Below are 17,243 nucleotides of genomic sequence, written 5' to 3'. Positions count from 1 at the left end.
TCGGGTATGAGGGACTGGTCGTTGTTTGAGAACTGCACAGTGGACGCGAGCATCTGTGGCCAAGTTTTTAAGGGCGCACGGTGGATGCCTTGGCACCAGGAACCGATGAAGGACGTGGGAGGCCACGATAGTCCCCGGGGAGCCGTCAACCAGGCTTTGATCCGGGGGTTTCCGAATGGGGAAACCCGGCAGTCGTCATGGGCTGTCACCCATACCTGAACACATAGGGTATGTGGAGGGAACGCGGGGAAGTGAAACATCTCAGTACCCGCAGGAAGAGAAAACAACCGTGATTCCGGGAGTAGTGGCGAGCGAAACCGGATGAGGCTAAACCGTGATGGTGTGAGACCCGGCAGGGGTTGCCGTCACGGGGTCGTGGGATTTTTCTTGACCGGTCTGCCGGCCGGTCGGCGAGTCAGAAACCGTATGGATAGTCGAAGGACATGCGAAAGGTCCGGCGTAGAGGGTAAGACCCCCGTAGGCGAAATCTGTACGGCTCGTTTGAGAAACTCCCAAGTAGCACGGGGCCCGAGAAATCCCGTGTGAATCTGGCGGGACCACCCGCTAAGCCTAAATATTCCCTGGTGACCGATAGCGGATAGTACCGTGAGGGAATGGTGAAAAGTACCGCGGGAGCGGAGTGAAATAGTACCTGAAACCGTGTGCCTACAAGCCGTGGGAGCGTCGGACATGCAGCTTGCTGTGTGTCTCGTGACTGCGTGCCTTTTGAAGAATGAGCCTGCGAGTTTGCGGTGTGTAGCGAGGTTAACCCGTGTGGGGTAGCCGTAGCGAAAGCGAGTCCGAACAGGGCGATACAGTTGCATGCCCAAGACCCGAAGCGGAGTGATCTAGCCATGGGCAGGTTGAAGCGGAGGTAAGACTTCGTGGAGGACCGAACCCACCAGGGTTGAAAACCTGGGGGATGACCTGTGGTTAGGGGTGAAAGGCCAATCAAACTCCGTGATAGCTGGTTCTCCCCGAAATGCATTTAGGTGCAGCGTCACGTGTTTCTTGCCGGAGGTAGAGCACTGGATAGGCGATGGGCCTCACCGGGTTACTGACCTTAGCCAAACTCCGAATGCCGGTAAGTGAGAGCGTGGCAGTGAGACTGTGGGGGATAAGCTCCATGGTCGAGAGGGAAACAGCCCAGAACACCGACTAAGGTCCCTAAGCGTGTGCTAAGTGGGAAAGGATGTGGAGTCGCAGAGACAACCAGGAGGTTGGCTTAGAAGCAGCCACCCTTGAAAGAGTGCGTAATAGCTCACTGGTCAAGTGATTCCGCGCCGACAATGTAGCGGGGCTCAAGCACATCACCGAAGTCGTGTCATTGCAGCATGAAGGGCCAACGCCTGCTGTGATGGGTAGGGGAGCGTCGTGTGCCGGGTGAAGCGGCGGTGGAAACCAGTCGTGGACGGTATACGAGTGAGAATGCAGGCATGAGTAGCGATACAAGAGTGGGAAACTCTTGCGCCGATTGACCAAGGGTTCCTGGGTCAAGCTGATCTGCCCAGGGTAAGTCGGGACCTAAGGCGAGGCCGACAGGCGTAGTCGATGGACAACGGGTTGATATTCCCGTACCCGCTTTGAAGCGCCAACGCTGAACCAGGTGATGCTAAAGCCGTGAAGCCGGCCCGGAGTCTTCGGACAATGGGACGTGGTGGAGCCGCTGAACCAAGTCTGTACTAGGTGAGCGATGGGGTGACGCAGGAAGGTAGTCCAGCCCGGGCGGTGGTTGTCCCGGGGTAAGGGTGTAGGGCGTTGTGTAGGCAAATCCGCACAACAATAGCCTGAGACCTGATGCCGAGCCGATTGTGGTGAAGTGGATGATCCTATGCTGTCGAGAAAAGCCTCTAGCGAGTTTCATGGCGGCCCGTACCCCAAACCGACTCAGGTGGTCAGGTAGAGAATACCGAGGCGTTCGGGTGAACTATGGTTAAGGAACTCGGCAAAATGCCCCCGTAACTTCGGGAGAAGGGGGGCCATTCCTGGTGACGGCACTTGCTGCCAGAGCTGGGGGTGGCCGCAGAGACCAGCGAGAAGCGACTGTTTACTAAAAACACAGGTCCGTGCGAAGCCGTAAGGCGATGTATACGGACTGACGCCTGCCCGGTGCTGGAACGTTAAGGGGACCGGTTAGCTCTGATTCGTCGGGGCGAAGCTGAGAACTTAAGCGCCAGTAAACGGCGGTGGTAACTATAACCATCCTAAGGTAGCGAAATTCCTTGTCGGGTAAGTTCCGACCTGCACGAATGGCGTAACGACTTCTCGACTGTCTCAACCATAGGCCCGGTGAAATTGCATTACGAGTAAAGATGCTCGTTTCGCGCAGCAGGACGGAAAGACCCCGGGACCTTTACTATAGCTTGATATTGGTGTTCGGTTCGGCTTGTGTAGGATAGGTGGGAGACTTTGAAGCCGTGACGCCAGTCATGGTGGAGTCGTCGTTGAAATACCACTCTGGTCGTGCTGGATGTCTAACCTGGGTCCGTGATCCGGATCAGGGACAGTGTCTGGTGGGTAGTTTAACTGGGGCGGTTGCCTCCTAAAGAGTAACGGAGGCGCCCAAAGGTTCCCTCAGCCTGGTTGGCAATCAGGTGTTGAGTGTAAGTGCACAAGGGAGCTTGACTGTGAGACTGACGGGTCGAGCAGGGACGAAAGTCGGGACTAGTGATCCGGCGGTGGCTTGTGGAAGCGCCGTCGCTCAACGGATAAAAGGTACCCCGGGGATAACAGGCTGATCTTCCCCAAGAGTCCATATCGACGGGATGGTTTGGCACCTCGATGTCGGCTCGTCGCATCCTGGGGCTGGAGTAGGTCCCAAGGGTTGGGCTGTTCGCCCATTAAAGCGGTACGCGAGCTGGGTTTAGAACGTCGTGAGACAGTTCGGTCCCTATCCGCTGTGCGCGTAGGAGTGTTGAGAAGGGCTGTCCCTAGTACGAGAGGACCGGGACGGACGAACCTCTGGTGTGCCAGTTGTCCTGCCAAGGGCATGGCTGGTTGGCTACGTTCGGGAGGGATAACCGCTGAAAGCATCTAAGCGGGAAGCCTGCTTCGAGATGAGCACTCCCACCTCCTTGAGAGGGTAAGGCTCCCAGTAGACGACTGGGTTGATAGGCCGGATATGGAAGCCCTGTGAGGGGTGGAGTTGACCGGTACTAATAGGCCGAGGGCTTGTCCTCAGTTGCTCGCGTCCACTGTGTTGTTCTGAAACAACGACCCCCGTGACATGGCCTGTCGTGGGTGCGGTTGACAGTTTCATAGTGTTTCGGTGGTCATAGCGTGAGGGAAACGCCCGGTTACATTCCGAACCCGGAAGCTAAGCCTTACAGCGCCGATGGTACTGCAGGGGGGACCCTGTGGGAGAGTAGGACGCCGCCGAACAATCATTGTGAAGAACCCCCGTCGGGAAACCGGCGGGGGTTCTTTGCGTTCTGCCCGAATTCCGTCAGAGCGCGAGCTTGAAGCCCAGGTGGGAGGGGACGAAGCCGAGGCGTTCGTAGAAGCGGTGCGCGTCGGTGCGGGTGATGTCGGAGGTCAGCTGCACGAGCTGGGCGTCGAGTTCGCGGGAGCGCTCGATCGCCCACTCGATCAGTTCGGTGCCCAGGCCGCTGCCGCGTTCGTCGCCGTGCACCCGCACACCCTCGATGACGGTCCGGGTGGCGCCCTTCCGGGAGAGGCCGGGGACGACGGTCAGCTGCAGGGTGCCGACGGTCCGGCCGGCGCGTTCGGCGACGACGAGGTGCTGGTGCGGGTCGGCGTCGATGCGCTCGAACGCGGCCAGGTAGGGAGTGAGATCGTCGGGGCTTTCGCGGGTCGCGCCCAGGGGGTCGTCGGCGAGCATCGCGACAATGGCCGGCAGGTCGTCGCCGGTCGCCCGGCGGATCGTCAGATCGTTCATGCCCACACCCTAGGAGGGTGGGTTCCGCCGTCAGCCGGGCGGGGCGCTGGTGACGACGGCGAAGGCCGCGCCGTGCGGGTCGACGAGGCGGGCCAGGCGGCCGACGCCGTGGACGTCCTCGGCGGGGAGCCGGACGGCGGCACCGAGCCCCCGGGCGGTGGCGACGGTGGCGTCCACGTCGGGCACCTCGAAGGAGGGGAGCCAGTGCGAGGAGATGCCGGCGGCGGCGTCCTCGGGCGGGATGGGGCAGATCCCGCCGTGCGCGTCCGCCGTGCCGCCGCCGGACGGGGTGAGCACCGTGTAGAGGTCGAGGCCGAGCGGGACGTCCTGCTCCTGCCAGCCGAACACCGTGCGGTAGAACGTCTTGGCGGCCTCGGCGTCGATGCTGAAGCACTCCGTCCAGCAGAGGCTGCCGGGTTCGGTGACGCTTTCCAGGCCGCGGACGTGGTGCGGTTGCCAGAGCGCGAAGTCGGCGCCGGTCGGGTCGGTGCAGCCGGTCGTGCGGCCGCTGGTGAGGACGTCGAAGGGGCCGAAACGGATCCGGCCGCCGGCCTCCCGGACCAGGCCCGCGGTGCGGTCGGAGTCGAGGGTGCGGAAGTGCACGGTCCAGGCGGCGCGGTCGCCGGTGGAGCCGACCGGGCCGAGCGCGGCGACGGTCCGGCCGTCCTGGCGGAAGAGGCTGTGCCGGGTGGCGCCGGGGCCGGAGGCGGAGGTCCAGCCGAACAGCGTGGTGTAGAAGGCGGCCGAGGCCGGGACGTCCGGGCTGGCGAGGTCGAGCCAGTTGGGGGCACCCGGCCGGAAGGCGGTGGTGAGCACGGTGTTCCGCTCCTTCGACGTCGGACCTGGCCCCTCCCCGCTTGCCCCCCAGCCTGGCACCGCAGTCCGGGATGTCGCACCCGGGCGGTACGGTGCGTAGCGGAAGTCCTTCCGCACGGTGACAGGAGGCCCGGTGGCCAGGCAGACGGCGGCGCGCACCGGTACCGGTACCGGCGGCGACCAGGCGGTGCCGCGCCAGCTCGCCCAGGTCGAGGGTGTGCTGGAGCGGATCACCTACGCGAACGAGGAGACCGGCTACACCGTGGCGCGGGTCGACACCGGGCGGGGCGGCAACGACCTGCTGACGGTGGTCGGCGCGCTGCTCGGGGCCCAGCCGGGGGAGTCGCTGCGGCTGCACGGGCGGTGGGGGTCGCACCCGCAGTACGGGCGGCAGTTCGTGGTGGAGAACTACACGACGGTGCTGCCGGCCACGGTGCAGGGCATCCAGCGCTATCTGGGGTCGGGGCTGATCAAGGGGATCGGGCCCCGCTTCGCCGAGCGGATCGTGGAGCGGTTCGGGGCGGACACCCTGGAGGTGATCGAGAAGGAGCCGGGCCGGCTGATCGAGGTGCCGGGGCTGGGGCCGAAGCGGACGAAGAAGATCGCTGCCGCCTGGGAGGAGCAGAAGGCCATCAAGGAGGTGATGGTCTTTCTGCAGGGGGTGGGGGTCTCGACCTCGTTGGCTGTACGGATCTACAAGCAGTACGAGGACGCCTCGATCGGGGTGGTGAAGAACGAGCCGTACCGGCTGGCCTCGGACGTGTGGGGCATCGGCTTCCTCACCGCGGACCGGATCGCGCAGGCCGTGGGCATCCCGCACGACAGTCCGGAGCGGGTGAAGGCGGGTCTGCAGTACGCGCTGTCGCAGAGCAGCGACCAGGGGCACTGCTACCTGCCGGAGGAGCGGCTGATCGCCGACGGGGTGAAGCTGCTCCAGGTGGACGTGGGGCTGGTGATCGACTGCCTGGCGGAGCTGGTGGCCGCGGAGGGGGTGGTGCGCGAGCAGGTGCCGGGGGCGGCGGGGGAGCCCATCACGGCGGTGTACCTGGTGCCGTTCCACCGGGCGGAGATCTCCCTGGCCAATCAGCTGCTGCGGCTGCTGCGGGCGGACAACGACCGGATGCCGTGGTTCGGGGACGTGGACTGGCCGGCGGCGCTGGGCTGGCTGGCGCGGCAGACCGGTGCGGAACTGGCGCCGGAGCAGGAGCAGTCGGTGCGGCTGGCGCTGACGGAGCGGGTCGCGGTGCTGACCGGCGGTCCCGGTTGCGGCAAGTCGTTCACGGTGAAGTCGATCGTGACCCTGGCACTGGCGAAGCGGGCCAAGGTGGTGCTGGCGGCGCCGACCGGGCGGGCGGCGAAGCGGCTGGCGGAGCTGACCGGGGTGGAGGCCTCGACGGTGCACCGGCTGCTGGAGCTGCGGCCGGGCGGCGACGCCGCGTACGACCGGGACCGGCCGCTGGACGCGGACCTGGTGGTGGTCGACGAGGCGTCGATGCTGGACCTGATCCTGGCGAACAAGCTGGTCAAGGCGGTGGCGCCGGGCGCGCACCTGCTGTTCGTGGGGGATGTGGACCAGTTGCCCTCGGTGGGTGCGGGGGAGGTGCTGCGGGACCTGCTCGCGGAGGGCGGGCCGATTCCCTCGGTGCGGCTGACCAGGATCTTCCGGCAGGCGCAGCAGTCGGGTGTGGTGACCAACGCGCACCGGATCAACGAGGGGCTGCCGCCGCGGACCGAGGGGCTGCCGGACTTCTTCCTGTTCGCGGAGGACGACACCGAGCTGGCGGCGGGTCTGACGGTGGACGTGGTGGCCCGGCGGATCCCGCAGAAGTTCGGCTACGACGCCCGGCGGGACGTCCAGGTGCTGGCGCCGATGCACCGGGGCCCGGCGGGTGCGGGGAACCTCAACACGCTGCTCCAGGCGGCGGTCACGCCGGCCCGGGAGGGGCTGGCGGAGCGGCGGTTCGGCGGTCGGACGTTCCGGGTGGGCGACAAGGTCACGCAGATCCGCAACAACTACGACAAGGGGCGGAACGGCGTCTTCAACGGCACAGTGGGAGTGGTGACGGCCCTCAGCGTGGACGACCAGCGGCTGACGGTGCTGACGGACGAGGACGAGGAGGTGCCGTACGACTTCGACGAGTTGGACGAGCTCGCGCACGCCTACGCGGTGACCATCCACCGGTCGCAGGGGAGCGAGTATCCGGTGGTGGTGATTCCGGTCACCATGTCCGCGTGGACGATGCTGCAGCGAAATCTGCTCTACACCGCGGTGACCAGGGCCCGAAAACTGGTTGTGCTGGTGGGGTCACGGAAAGCGATCGCACAGGCGGTTCGCAGTGTCAGTGCAGGTCGGAGGCATGCCGCGCTCGACCACCGGTTGGCGTCTGGATGATTCTCCAAAGGATGCTTGCCTCTATTGTTCTCTTGACGTGAAGAGATTTACGGCAGAGCCTGGTGGGGTGCCGATCTTGTCCGGTTCGTACCGGCTGCGGCGGCAGGTTTTGTAGGGGCGGGCCCTTTCGGGTCACCCCGGGTGCGCGGCTGTCCGCCGGATGGGGGATGGTAGAGACAGTCAGGGCACCTTGGAAGAGGATTCATTTCGTCGGTGAGGAAGACGTGAGCGACAACTCGGTAGTACTGCGGTACCAGGACGGCGAGTACGAGTACCCCGTCGTCGAGAGCACTGCGGGCAACGCCGGCTTCGACATCTCGAAGCTGCTCCCGCAGACCGGCCTGGTCACCCTGGACAACGGCTTCGGCAACACCGCCGCCTACAAGTCCGCGATCACTTTCGTGGACGGCGACAACGGCATCCTGCGGTACCGCGGTTACCCGATCGAGCAGCTCGCCGCCAAGGGTGACTTCATCGAGACCGCCTACCTGCTGATCAACGGCGAGCTGCCGAACGCGGAGCAGCTGGCGGACTTCAACCGCGAGATCACCCAGCACACCCTGCTGCACGAGGACGTCAAGCGCTTCTTCCAGGGCTTCCCCCGGGACGCCCACCCGATGGCCATGCTGTCCTCGGTGGTCGGCGCGCTGTCGACGTTCTACCCGGAGAGCCACAACCCGTTCGACGCGGCCCAGCGCCACCTGTCGACGGTCCGCCTGCTGGCGAAGCTCCCGACCATCGCGGCGTACGCGTACAAGAAGGCGATGGGCCAGCCCTTCGTCTACCCGCGCAACGACCTGAGCTACGTCGAGAACCTCCTGCGGATGACCTTCGCGGTCCCGGCCGAGGACTACGAGCTCAACCCGGTCATCGTCAACGCGCTGGACAAGCTGCTGATCCTGCACGCGGACCACGAGCAGAACTGCTCGACCTCCACCGTGCGCCTGGTCGGCTCCAGCCACGCGAACCTGTTCGCCTCGATCTCGGCGGGCATCTCGGCGCTGTGGGGCCCGCTGCACGGTGGCGCCAACCAGGCCGTGCTGGAGATGCTGGAGAGCATCCAGAAGGACGGCGGCGACGTCGACGCCTTCATCACCAAGGTCAAGAACCGCGAGTCCGGCGTCAAGCTGATGGGCTTCGGCCACCGCGTGTACAAGGCCTTCGACCCGCGCGCCGCGCAGGTCAAGCTGCTCGCCCACGAGGTGCTCGGCCAGCTCGGCAAGTCGGACGAGCTGCTGGAGATCGCGCTCAAGCTGGAGGAGCACGCGCTCAAGGACGACTTCTTCGTCTCGCGCAAGCTCTACCCGAACGTGGACTTCTACACCGGTCTGATCTACCGCGCCATGGGCTTCCCGACCAGCATGTTCACCGTGCTGTTCGCCCTCGGCCGGCTGCCGGGCTGGATCGCCCACTGGCACGAGATGATCAACGACCCGACCAGCCGGATCGGCCGTCCGCGCCAGATCTACACCGGCACCGAGATCCGCGACTACGTCGCGATCGACGCCCGCTGACGCTGACGCCATGCGCACGCCCTGACACCGTGCCACGAGGGCCCGGCCGCACTCCTGCGGCCGGGCCCTCGGTCTTCGCTCCTCCATGTCCGGCGCACGACTCCGGGGGCGGCTGCGGGCCCGGGACGGCCGCTCAAAGCGTCCCCGGCCCCTGCCACACCCCGGCGTCGTGCGCGAAGGCCGCCAACCTCGGCGACCGACCCGGGGCCCGCCGGAGCCCCGTCGGCGACAGTGGTGGCCGCGCGTCGACGTTATGCCGTTCGCCACGTCTTCGCCCACCGGAAAAAACTGCCGCACTACCAACCTAAGACGTATCAGCGTGCGAGAAGTTACGCCCGGGGGGTGTGAGCTGCCTCTCGCCACGCTCCGTGTGCGTGCGGTGCCGCCCCCATACCACACCTTCCGGCGGCGGCGACGTCACCCTCCCCGCAGTCACGGCAACCGAGCGTGATAGGAATCGTGGCATTCCGGTACGGACCGCCCCGCAGCTGGCAGCGTGGCGGCGGAGCTGGGGAGGGAGTGCGCAGATGACCAGGAACGTGGTTGTCACCGGCGGTGGCACGGGGATCGGGTACGAGGTGGCGCGGCGGTTCGCCGAGGCCGGCGAACAGGTCGTGATCGTCGGCCGGCGGCGTGCGGTGCTGGAGGAAGCCGCCGCCACCCTCGGGCCGAACGTGACCCCGCTGGTCTGCGACCTGGCCGATCCGGACGCCGTGGAGTCCGCGCTCGCCGACCTGCCCGAGCGGATCGACGTGCTGGTGAACAACGCCGGCAGCCGGGAGACCGTGATCGGCGCCGGGCCGCACGCCCTGCTGGCCCGCTGGCGGGGCGACTTCGAGCGCAATGTGCTGACCGTGGTGCTGCTCACCGAGTCGATCCGGGACCGGCTGACCCCGGGCGCCGGCCGGGTGGTCACGATCAGCTCGATCGCGGCACTGCGCGGGGCGGGCTCGTACGGGGCGGCGAAGGCCTCGCTGCACGCCTGGAACAACTTCCTGGCCGCCCAGCTCGGCACCTCGGGCATCACGGCCAACATCGTCGCCCCGGGCACGGTGGCGGGCACCGAGTTCTTCGGGCCGAGGCTGGACGAGGCGGAGGTCTCCCGCCGGGCGGCCCGCACGCTGCTCGGGCGGATCGGGGAGACCGGCGAGGTGGCGGCGGCGGTGCAGTTCCTGGCCTCGCCGGAGGCCGGGTTCATCACCGGGGAGATCCTGCACTGCAACGGCGGCGAGCTGCTCGGCCGCTGAGCGCTGTCGAACGGCCGAGGGGCCCGTACCGCGTCCGCGGCACGGGCCCCTCGGGGCGTCTCCGCGGCCCTAGCCGGCCTGGAAGGTGCGCAGGCGGAGGCTGTTGGTGAGCACGAACACCGAGGAGAAGGCCATCGTGGCGCCGGCGATCATGGGGTTGAGGAGTCCGGCGGCGGCGAGGGGTATGGCGGCGACGTTGTAGCCGAAGGCCCAGAAGAGGTTGCCCTTGATGGTGGCGAGGGTCCTGCGGGAGAGGCGGATGGCGTCGGCGGCGGAGCGCAGGTCGCCGCGGACCAGGGTGAGGTCGCTCGCCTCGATGGCGGCGTCGGTGCCGGTGCCCATGGCGAGGCCGAGGTCGGCCTGGGCGAGGGCGGCGGCGTCGTTGACGCCGTCGCCGACCATGGCGACGATCCGGCCCTCGGCCTGGAGGATCTCCACCGTGGCGACCTTGTCCTCGGGCAGTACCTCGGCGTGGACGTCCTCGGCGGGGATGCCGACCTCGGCGGCGACGGCCTCGGCGACGGCGCGGTTGTCGCCGGTGAGCAGGACCGGGCGCAGGCCGAGGGCGCGCAGTGCGGCGACGGCCTCGGCGCTGGTGGGCTTCACGGCGTCGGCGACCTCCAGCACGGCGCGGGCGGCGCCGTCCCAGCCGACCGCGACGGCGGTCCGTCCGGCGGCCTCGGCGGCCCGCTTGGCCTCGGCGAGCGGGGCGGGCAGCGGCTGGTCGTGCCCGGCGAGCAGGGCCTCGCGTCCGGCGACGACCGTGTGGCCGTCCACGACCCCCTGGACGCCGAGGCCGGGGACGTTCTCGAAGTCCTGGACGGGCGGCAGGGTGGTGAGGCGTTCGGCGGCGGCGCCGGCGATCGCGGTGGCGACGGGGTGTTCGGAGGCGTGTTCCAGGGCGCCGGCCAGGCGCAGGACCTCGTCCTCGGTGGTGTCCCCGGTGGTGCGGACGGCGAGCAGGGTCATCCGGCCGGTGGTGACGGTGCCGGTCTTGTCGAGGACGACGGTGTCGACCCGGCGGGTGTTCTCCAGGACCTCGGGGCCCTTGATGAGGATGCCGAGCTGGGCGCCGCGGCCGGTGCCGACCATCAGGGCGGTCGGGGTGGCCAGGCCCAGGGCACACGGGCAAGCGATGATCAGCACCGCCACCGCGGCGGTGAACGCCTCGGTCGCGCTGTCGGTCGCCAGCAGCCAGCCGATCAGGGTGCCGAGTGCGATCAGGATGACAACGGGGACGAAGACGGCGGAGATCCGGTCGGCGAGCCGCTGGGCGGCGGCCTTGCCGTTCTGGGCGTCCTCGACCAGCCGGGCCATCCGGGCGAGCCGGGTGTCCGCGCCGACCCGGGCGGCCTCCACCACGAGCCGGCCGCCGGCGTTCACGGTGGCGCCGGTGACGGTGTCGCCGACGGCGACCTCGACGGGTACGGACTCGCCGGTCAGCATCGAGGCGTCGACGGCGGAGGCGCCCTCGACCACCACCCCGTCGGTGGCGATCTTCTCCCCCGGGCGGACCACGAACCGGTCGCCGACGGCCAGCAGGTCGACCGGCACCCGGACCTCGCGGCCGCCCCGGAGGACGGCGACGTCCTTGGCGCCGAGGTCGAGCAGGGCGTGCAGCGCGGCCCCGGCACGCCGCTTGGAGCGGGCCTCCAGGTAGCGGCCGAGCAGGATCAGCACGGTGACGGCGGAGGCGGTCTCCAGGTAGAGCATGGAAGAGGCGTCGGTGTCGCCGACCGAGAGCGAGAACTCGTGCCGCATCCCGGGCATGCCGGCGTCGCCCCAGAACAGCGCCCAGAAGGACCAGCCGAAGGCGGCCAGGGTGCCGAGCGAGACCAGGGTGTCCATGGTCGCGGCGCCGTGCTTGAGGTTGGTCCAGGCGGCCCGGTGGAACGGCAGGCCGCCGTACACCACGACCGGCCCGGTGAGGGCGAAGGCCAGCCACTGCCAGTTGGTGAACTGGAGGGCCGGGATCATCGACCAGAGGACCACCGGCAGGCTGAGCAGGGCGCTGACGAGCAGCCGGTCGAGCAGGGGGTCGGCGGCCGGTCCGGTGCCGGCGGCGGCTCCGGCGGGTGCCTCGGCCGGGTCGGCGGGCACGGGCGGCGGAGGGAGTTCGGCGGTGTAGCCGGTGTTCTCGACGGTGGCGATGAGGTCGGCCACGCTGACGTCCGGCCCGAAGTCGACTCTGGCCTTCTCGGTGGCGTAGTTGACGGTGGCCTCGACGCCGTCCATCCGGTTGAGCTTCTTCTCGATCCGGGCGGCGCAGGCGGCACAGGTCATGCCGCCGATCGACAGTTCGACGCGTTCGCGGACGGCGGTCGGTCCCGCCGGGTCGGCTATGGCGCCCGTCGCGTCCGGGGATGCGGAGCCCGGGGTGGAGGTGCTCATGTGCTGATCAGCTCCTAGTGAGGGCGCGGCGGGGGCGTGGTCCACGGCCCCCGCCGCACGGCGGGGGCTCTCAGGCCGAGCGGCCGACCAGCTCGTAGCCGGCCTCGTCGACGGCGGCACGGACCAGCTCGTCGTCCAGCTGGTCGCTGGTGGAGACGGTGACGGTGCCGGCCTTGGCGTCGGCGGAGACCTCCGTCACCCCGGCGAGGCCGGAGAGCTCCTTGCTCACCGAGTTCTCGCAGTGTCCGCAGCTCATGCCGGTCACGGTGTAGGTGATGGTGCTGGACATCGGGGCCTCCGGAAGGTCGGTACGGCCGCGAGCGTACGCCCGGGCCCTGCTCTTGGGAACACCATACCCTTGGGGGGTATTCCGTACGAGTGCGGATCGTGTGGTGTGGATCGCATTCCGCTTGTCGCGCCGAGCGCGACCGGAACGCATTCCGAGAGCAGAGCGTAGGCGTCCGGACACGCTGCGCTCGAATCCGCGCCGTGGCTCGGGTGGATTCGAGTGCGACCGGTCCGGTCGTGTGCGCCCGTGGAGCCCCGTTCCGGACGGGTCCCCTCCCAGTAGTCGGACGGCGGGCCGTTCTGGTTCGATCCGGAACGGGGCGGATCGGAGCAGGAGGGGGCGGGCGGTCAGAGCGGGGCGGACGGGAGCTGGGTCGGGATCGGCGAGCGCCGGTCGCCGCGGACCAGCAGTCGCAGCCAGTACAGTCCGCCGAGCGCGACCAGGACCAGTCCGGCGGTGTCGTACAGGGTGTAGAGGTGGACCTGTTCGGTGGTCGGGCTCGGCAGGCGGCCGAGGTCGAACAGGGCGCGCTGCCAGTCGGCGGAGGTGCTCCGGGCCACCAGCCAGACCGCGATCCCGCTCGTCGAGTCCCAGAGCGCGTGCAGCAGCGAGACGCCCAGGTAGGTCAGCAGGACCGGCGGAGCGAGGCGGAACCGGCCGCCGCGCCGCTCGCGGAACAGCACGCCGCCGAGCAGTGCCGTCCACAGGATGTGGCCGACGGGCGCCAGGACGCCGCGCAGGATCTCGGTCTCCACCAGGTTGCGCAGCGAGAGCCCGTCGGTGGTGAGCACGGCGTTGAAGGCGTATCCGGCGCTCTCGAAGGCCGCGAAGCCGGCGCCCACGGTGGCGCCCAGGACCAGCCCGTACCGCAGGCCGCTCACCCGAAGTCGCCGGCTGACCAGGACCAGGGCGGCCAGCTTGGCCGCCTCCTCGATCAGGCCGACGCCGAGGTGGGTCCAGGCCGAGGGGGAGGGCAGGCAGGTCTCCAGGACGGAGGCGCCGAGGACGCCGACGAGGCCGCCGATGCCGAAGCAGCCGAGGATCCGGTCGGCGCCGAGGCCGGCGGCGTGGCGTTCGTACGCCCGGGTCGCCACGGTGACCGGGACGAGGAAGCTGCCGAGCAGGACGATCGTCGGGACCAGATTGCTGTTGCCGGTGAGGAAGGTGACGGCGACGGTCGCGATCCACAGCAGCAGTCCGCCGAGAAGGATCCGGGGCCACTGGGCGGGGCGGGCCGAGGGGCGGACGGACGGGGCGGAGAGGTGGGGGGTGTTGCGGTATCCGGACACCGGTGAGGGCTCCCTTGTGTGATCCGCTTTCGTCGCACTGTATGACGAATTGGGTGCTTTGGTACCTTCTGGCACAGTCCGTGGAGTGACGGGTGCCTGCGTCCGGGGGTGCTCCGCGGTCGGCGGTGCGGGGGTGGGCGGGGTGATCGTCCGTTATGTTCGATATGTGTTCCCGATCCGTCGAGCCCAGTCGCCGTCCGATCCGACCGGCGCCGGGCAGCCGCCGGCCCGGCGGCGCGGCGCGCTGCTCGCCGTCGACCTGCTCGACATCCCGTTCTGGCGCCGGGCCTCACCCGCGCTGCTCGCGATCGTGCTGGTCGGGATCGCCGACCTCTACTCCGGCCGGGACCGCTACCTCGCGCCCCTGATGACCGTCGTCCCGAGCATCGCCGCGCTCACCCTGCGGCCGCTCGAACTGCTCGGTGTCTGCTCGCTCGGCCTGCTCGCCGTCTTCGGCCTCAGCCACTACGACCAGGTCGACACCATCAACGACGCCCGCTTCCTCTGGGGCGCGATGATCAGCTACCTGCTGCTCACGATCTTCTCCGCCTGGGTCGCCAAGATCAGGATGCGCCGGGCCGCCGCCTTCGCCGCGGTCAGTTCCGTCGCGGAGGCCGCGCAGCGGGCCCTGCTGCGGCTGCCCGGCCCGGTCGTCGGGCCGCTGCGCCTCGCCGTCCGGTACGTCTCCGCCGCCGACGCCTCCAAGATCGGCGGGGACCTCTACTCCGTCCTGGAGACCCCGCACGGCACCCGGGTCGCGGTCGGTGACGTGCGGGGCAAGGGACTCGGGGCGGTGCAGACCGCCGCCGTGGTGCTCGGCGCCTTCCGCGAGGCCGCCTACGACGAGTCCGGGCTGCCCGGGGTGGCCGCCAGGATCGAGGCCAGCGTGGAGCGGCACGTACCGGACGGCGAGTTCACCACCGCGCTGTTCGCCGAGTTCCGCCGTCCCGGCGTGGTCGAGCTGCTCCAGTGCGGGCACGTCCCGCCGATCCGGGTGGACCGGGACGGCCGGGCACACGTGCTGGACGCCCCCGACCCCTGGGTGCCGCTCGGCCTCGGCCGGCTGGCGTTCGGCGGGCCGAGCACCTGGGACCAGTCGTTCGGGATCGAGGACGTGCTGGTGCTGTGCACCGACGGGGTGATCGAGGCCAGGCACCGGAAGAACGGCGGGTTCTACCCGCTGGAGGAGCGGGTCGGGCCGCTGGTGCGCGGCGCGGCCCGCTCCGCCGCCGAACTCGAGGCGGCCGTCGGCCGGGTCTACGCCGACCTGCTCGCGCACACCGGGGGCGAGCTGCGGGACGACGCGCTGCTGCTGCTCGTCACCCGCACCGACCCGGTCTGGACCGCGGGTCCCTGAGCCGGACCGCAGGGATTGTCGAGGAAGCGTGCACGCCGCGCACACCCGACCGCGCCGATCGGGCCTGGGTTCGATGCCGCCGGAGTCCGTGCGGGATTCCGGCGCCCGTCCTGGGGCGGCAAGTGCATCGCCAACAAGGGCGGCTCGATGGGTGACGGTGCCTACCTGACCCTGTGGACCTGCTCCAACAGCAGGATCCCCGAGCAGGAATGGTCGGTCTGACCGGCGGCCGTCCCGTCCGTACGGCCGCGTGCGGGCGGGGCGGAGCCGGTGGCGCCCCGCCCCCCGACGGCGGCCTCAGCCCGCGGTGATGTCGGCGAGGGCCCGGAAGATCAGGGCGGTGGAGGCGGCACCGGGGTCGCGGTGGCCGATGCTGCGGGGGCCGAGGTAGGAGGCGCGGCCCTTGCGGGCCTGGAGCGGTTCGGTGTCCCGGGCGCCCCGCTCGGCGCCCGCGGCCGCCGCCGCGGCGGCCTCCGGCAGTCCGGCCCCGGCGGCCACCGCCTCCCGGTAGGCCTCCAGGGCGGGCGTCCAGGCGTCCACGACGGTCTTGTCCCCCGGCGCGGCCCGGCCGAGGTCCCGGACCGCCCGCAGCCCGGCGGCCAGTGCCTCGCCCAGCCCGGCCGCGTCGGCGGGCGGCTGTCCGGGCGGCGGCAGGGCGGCGCCGATCGCGCGGAAGGCCTTGCCGTAGAGCGGGCCGGAGGCGCCGCCGACCTTGGAGATCAGGGTGCTGCCCGTCCTGGTCAGCACCGCGCCGGGGCCGGCGTCCGGTGCGGGCGCGTCCGGGCCGTCCGGGCTGCCCGAGTTGTCCGGGTTGTCCAGGACGGCCAGCACGGCGGCGAAGCCGCGGCGCAGATTGCTGCCGTGGTCGCCGTCGCCGATCGCGGTGTCCAGCTCGGTGAGCCGCTGGTGATCGCGCTCGACCGCCGCGGCGATCGCGCGGACCCAGTCCTCGGCGAGACGGGTGTCGACGTCCATGCGGACGGCTCCTTCGGGTCGTTGGGGCGGGTCCCGCGGTCGGGCCCGTGGCGGAGACTCAGGCGCGCTTGAGGGCCGGGGTGTCCACCGGGGCGTCCCACAGCTCCAGCAACTGCGCGTCGGCCTTGGTGAGGGTGAGCGAGAAGCCCGCCATGTCGAGGCTGGTCACATAGTTGCCGACCAGGCTGCGGGCCACCGTGATGCCGTGCTCGCCGAGCCTCGCGGCGACCTCGCCGAACACGATGTACAGCTCCAGCAGCGGTGTCCCGCCCAGCCCGTTGACCAGGGCGATCACCTCGTCCCCGGCGGTCAGGTGGTGATCGGTGAGGATCGTCGACACCACCTCGGCGACCAGTTCGCGGGCCGGGCGGAGCTTCTCCCGACGGCGGCCCGGCTCGCCGTGGATGCCGACGCCGACCTCGATCTCGTCCTCGGCCAGCTCGAAGCCGGGCCGGCCCGCCGCCGGGACGGTCGCCCCGGTCAGCGCGATCGCGAACGAGCGGGAGGCCGCGTTCACCCGCTCGCCGAGGGCGGCCACCGCGTCCAGCGCCGCGCCGCGTTCGGCCAGCGCGCCCGCGATCTTCTCCACCGCCACCGTCGCCCCGGTGCCGCGCCGGCCGGCGGTCCAGGTGGAGTCCTCCACCGCCACGTCGTCGTCGACCAGCACGGTGCGGACCTCGATGCCCCGCTCGGCGGCCAGCTCCGCGGCGAGCTCGAAGTTCATCACGTCGCCGGTGTAGTTCTTGACCACGAACACCACGCCGGCGCCGGAGTCCACGGCCTCGGCCGCGGCCAGCACCTGGTCCGGGACCGGCGAGGTGAAGACCTCGCCGGGGCAGGCCGCGTCCAGCATGCCGGGGCCGACGAAGCCGCCGTGCAGCGGCTCGTGCCCGGACCCGCCGCCGGACACCAGGGCCACCTTGGGGGCCGGCGGCCGCACCGCCCGGGTGATCACCCGGGCGGCGAGGTCCACCGCCAGCTCCGGATGGGCGGCGGCCACTCCGGCCAGCGCGTCCTCCAGCACGGTGTCCGCGCTGTTGATGAGCTTCTTCACGGTGTACGCGCTCCCCTCGGC

At 69.6% G+C, this 17,243-nt stretch carries 11 protein-coding genes and 2 rRNA genes; 6 read left to right on the top strand and 7 right to left on the bottom strand.

The window, feature by feature from the left end:
* The first annotated feature begins 57 nt into the window (after positions 1 to 57).
* Together BLU95_RS13285 and rrf are read left to right on the top strand one after the other, a co-directional pair.
* Positions 58 to 3,179: ribosomal RNA gene (locus BLU95_RS13285) — 23S ribosomal RNA — on the top strand.
* 85 nt (positions 3,180 to 3,264) lie between these two features.
* A 5S ribosomal RNA gene (gene rrf / locus BLU95_RS13280) occupies positions 3,265 to 3,381 on the top strand.
* A 64-nt stretch (positions 3,382 to 3,445) separates the two neighbouring features.
* On the opposite strand, the gene BLU95_RS13275 is transcribed toward rrf, so the two are convergent.
* Positions 3,446 to 3,898 carry a GNAT family N-acetyltransferase gene (locus BLU95_RS13275; RefSeq protein WP_093860212.1) on the bottom strand — a complete coding sequence of 151 codons (453 nt, stop codon included), beginning with the start codon at positions 3,896 to 3,898 and terminating at the stop codon, positions 3,446 to 3,448.
* Between the two features lie 30 nt (positions 3,899 to 3,928).
* Entirely contained in the window at positions 3,929 to 4,714 is a 786-nt protein-coding gene (locus BLU95_RS13270) for a VOC family protein (RefSeq protein ID WP_093860211.1), read from the bottom strand.
* Positions 4,715 to 4,901: 187 nt separating this feature from the next.
* On the opposite strand from BLU95_RS13270, the gene recD2 reads away from it, so the two are divergent.
* From recD2 to BLU95_RS13255, 3 genes are all read left to right on the top strand, one after another.
* Positions 4,902 to 7,106, top strand: coding sequence for an SF1B family DNA helicase RecD2 (recD2, locus tag BLU95_RS13265; RefSeq protein ID WP_093864849.1), 2,205 nt, complete (start codon positions 4,902 to 4,904; stop codon positions 7,104 to 7,106).
* 224 nt (positions 7,107 to 7,330) lie between these two features.
* The gene (locus tag BLU95_RS13260) at positions 7,331 to 8,620 is read left to right on the top strand and encodes a citrate synthase (protein ID WP_093860210.1); all 1,290 of its coding nucleotides are present in this window, start codon (positions 7,331 to 7,333) and stop codon (positions 8,618 to 8,620) included.
* A gap of 527 nt (positions 8,621 to 9,147) precedes the next feature.
* Positions 9,148 to 9,867, top strand: a complete 720-nt coding sequence (locus BLU95_RS13255; RefSeq protein ID WP_093860209.1) for an SDR family NAD(P)-dependent oxidoreductase — start codon at positions 9,148 to 9,150, stop codon at positions 9,865 to 9,867.
* 69 nt (positions 9,868 to 9,936) lie between these two features.
* Here the strand turns inward: BLU95_RS13255 and BLU95_RS13250 are convergent, their stop codons facing one another.
* The 3 genes from BLU95_RS13250 to BLU95_RS13240 all read right to left on the bottom strand — a co-directional run bounded on the left by BLU95_RS13250 (position 9,937) and on the right by BLU95_RS13240 (position 13,836).
* Positions 9,937 to 12,258, bottom strand: coding sequence for a heavy metal translocating P-type ATPase (locus BLU95_RS13250; protein ID WP_093860208.1), 2,322 nt, complete (start codon positions 12,256 to 12,258; stop codon positions 9,937 to 9,939).
* A 70-nt stretch (positions 12,259 to 12,328) separates the two neighbouring features.
* Positions 12,329 to 12,547 (bottom strand): heavy-metal-associated domain-containing protein, encoded by a 219-nt coding sequence (locus tag BLU95_RS13245; protein WP_030395102.1) that lies wholly within the window; start codon positions 12,545 to 12,547, stop codon positions 12,329 to 12,331.
* Positions 12,548 to 12,894: 347 nt separating this feature from the next.
* Positions 12,895 to 13,836: a PrsW family glutamic-type intramembrane protease gene (locus tag BLU95_RS13240; protein WP_093860207.1), complete on the bottom strand. Its 942-nt coding sequence runs from the start codon at positions 13,834 to 13,836 to the stop codon at positions 12,895 to 12,897.
* Between the two features lie 166 nt (positions 13,837 to 14,002).
* On the opposite strand from BLU95_RS13240, the gene BLU95_RS13235 reads away from it, so the two are divergent.
* Entirely contained in the window at positions 14,003 to 15,193 is a 1,191-nt protein-coding gene (locus BLU95_RS13235; protein WP_231978548.1) for a PP2C family protein-serine/threonine phosphatase, read from the top strand.
* 297 nt (positions 15,194 to 15,490) lie between these two features.
* Here BLU95_RS13235 and dhaL read toward each other — a convergent pair whose 3' ends face one another.
* Positions 15,491 to 16,168, bottom strand: coding sequence for a dihydroxyacetone kinase subunit DhaL (dhaL, locus tag BLU95_RS13230; protein WP_093860206.1), 678 nt, complete (start codon positions 16,166 to 16,168; stop codon positions 15,491 to 15,493).
* A gap of 58 nt (positions 16,169 to 16,226) precedes the next feature.
* Positions 16,227 to 17,222, bottom strand: coding sequence for a dihydroxyacetone kinase subunit DhaK (gene dhaK, locus BLU95_RS13225; RefSeq protein ID WP_093860205.1), 996 nt, complete (start codon positions 17,220 to 17,222; stop codon positions 16,227 to 16,229).
* Positions 17,223 to 17,243 lie beyond the last annotated feature (21 nt).

It is taken from the genome of Streptomyces sp. TLI_053, assembly GCF_900105395.1.
Taxonomy (GTDB): domain Bacteria; phylum Actinomycetota; class Actinomycetes; order Streptomycetales; family Streptomycetaceae; genus Kitasatospora.
Note: the sequence above shows the minus strand (reverse complement) of the source record. Positions and strands in the feature narration are given on the sequence as shown.

Excerpts from the sequence above, each read along its gene's own strand:
- BLU95_RS13250 (WP_093860208.1), bottom strand. The coding sequence starts at position 12,258 with ATGAGCACCTCCACCCCGGGCTCCGCATCCCCGGACGCGACGGGCGCC.
- BLU95_RS13275 (WP_093860212.1), bottom strand. The coding sequence starts at position 3,898 with ATGAACGATCTGACGATCCGCCGGGCGACCGGCGACGACCTGCCGGCC.
- BLU95_RS13255 (WP_093860209.1), top strand. The coding sequence starts at position 9,148 with ATGACCAGGAACGTGGTTGTCACCGGCGGTGGCACGGGGATCGGGTAC.
- BLU95_RS13245 (WP_030395102.1), bottom strand. The coding sequence starts at position 12,547 with ATGTCCAGCACCATCACCTACACCGTGACCGGCATGAGCTGCGGACAC.
- dhaL (WP_093860206.1), bottom strand. The coding sequence starts at position 16,168 with ATGGACGTCGACACCCGTCTCGCCGAGGACTGGGTCCGCGCGATCGCC.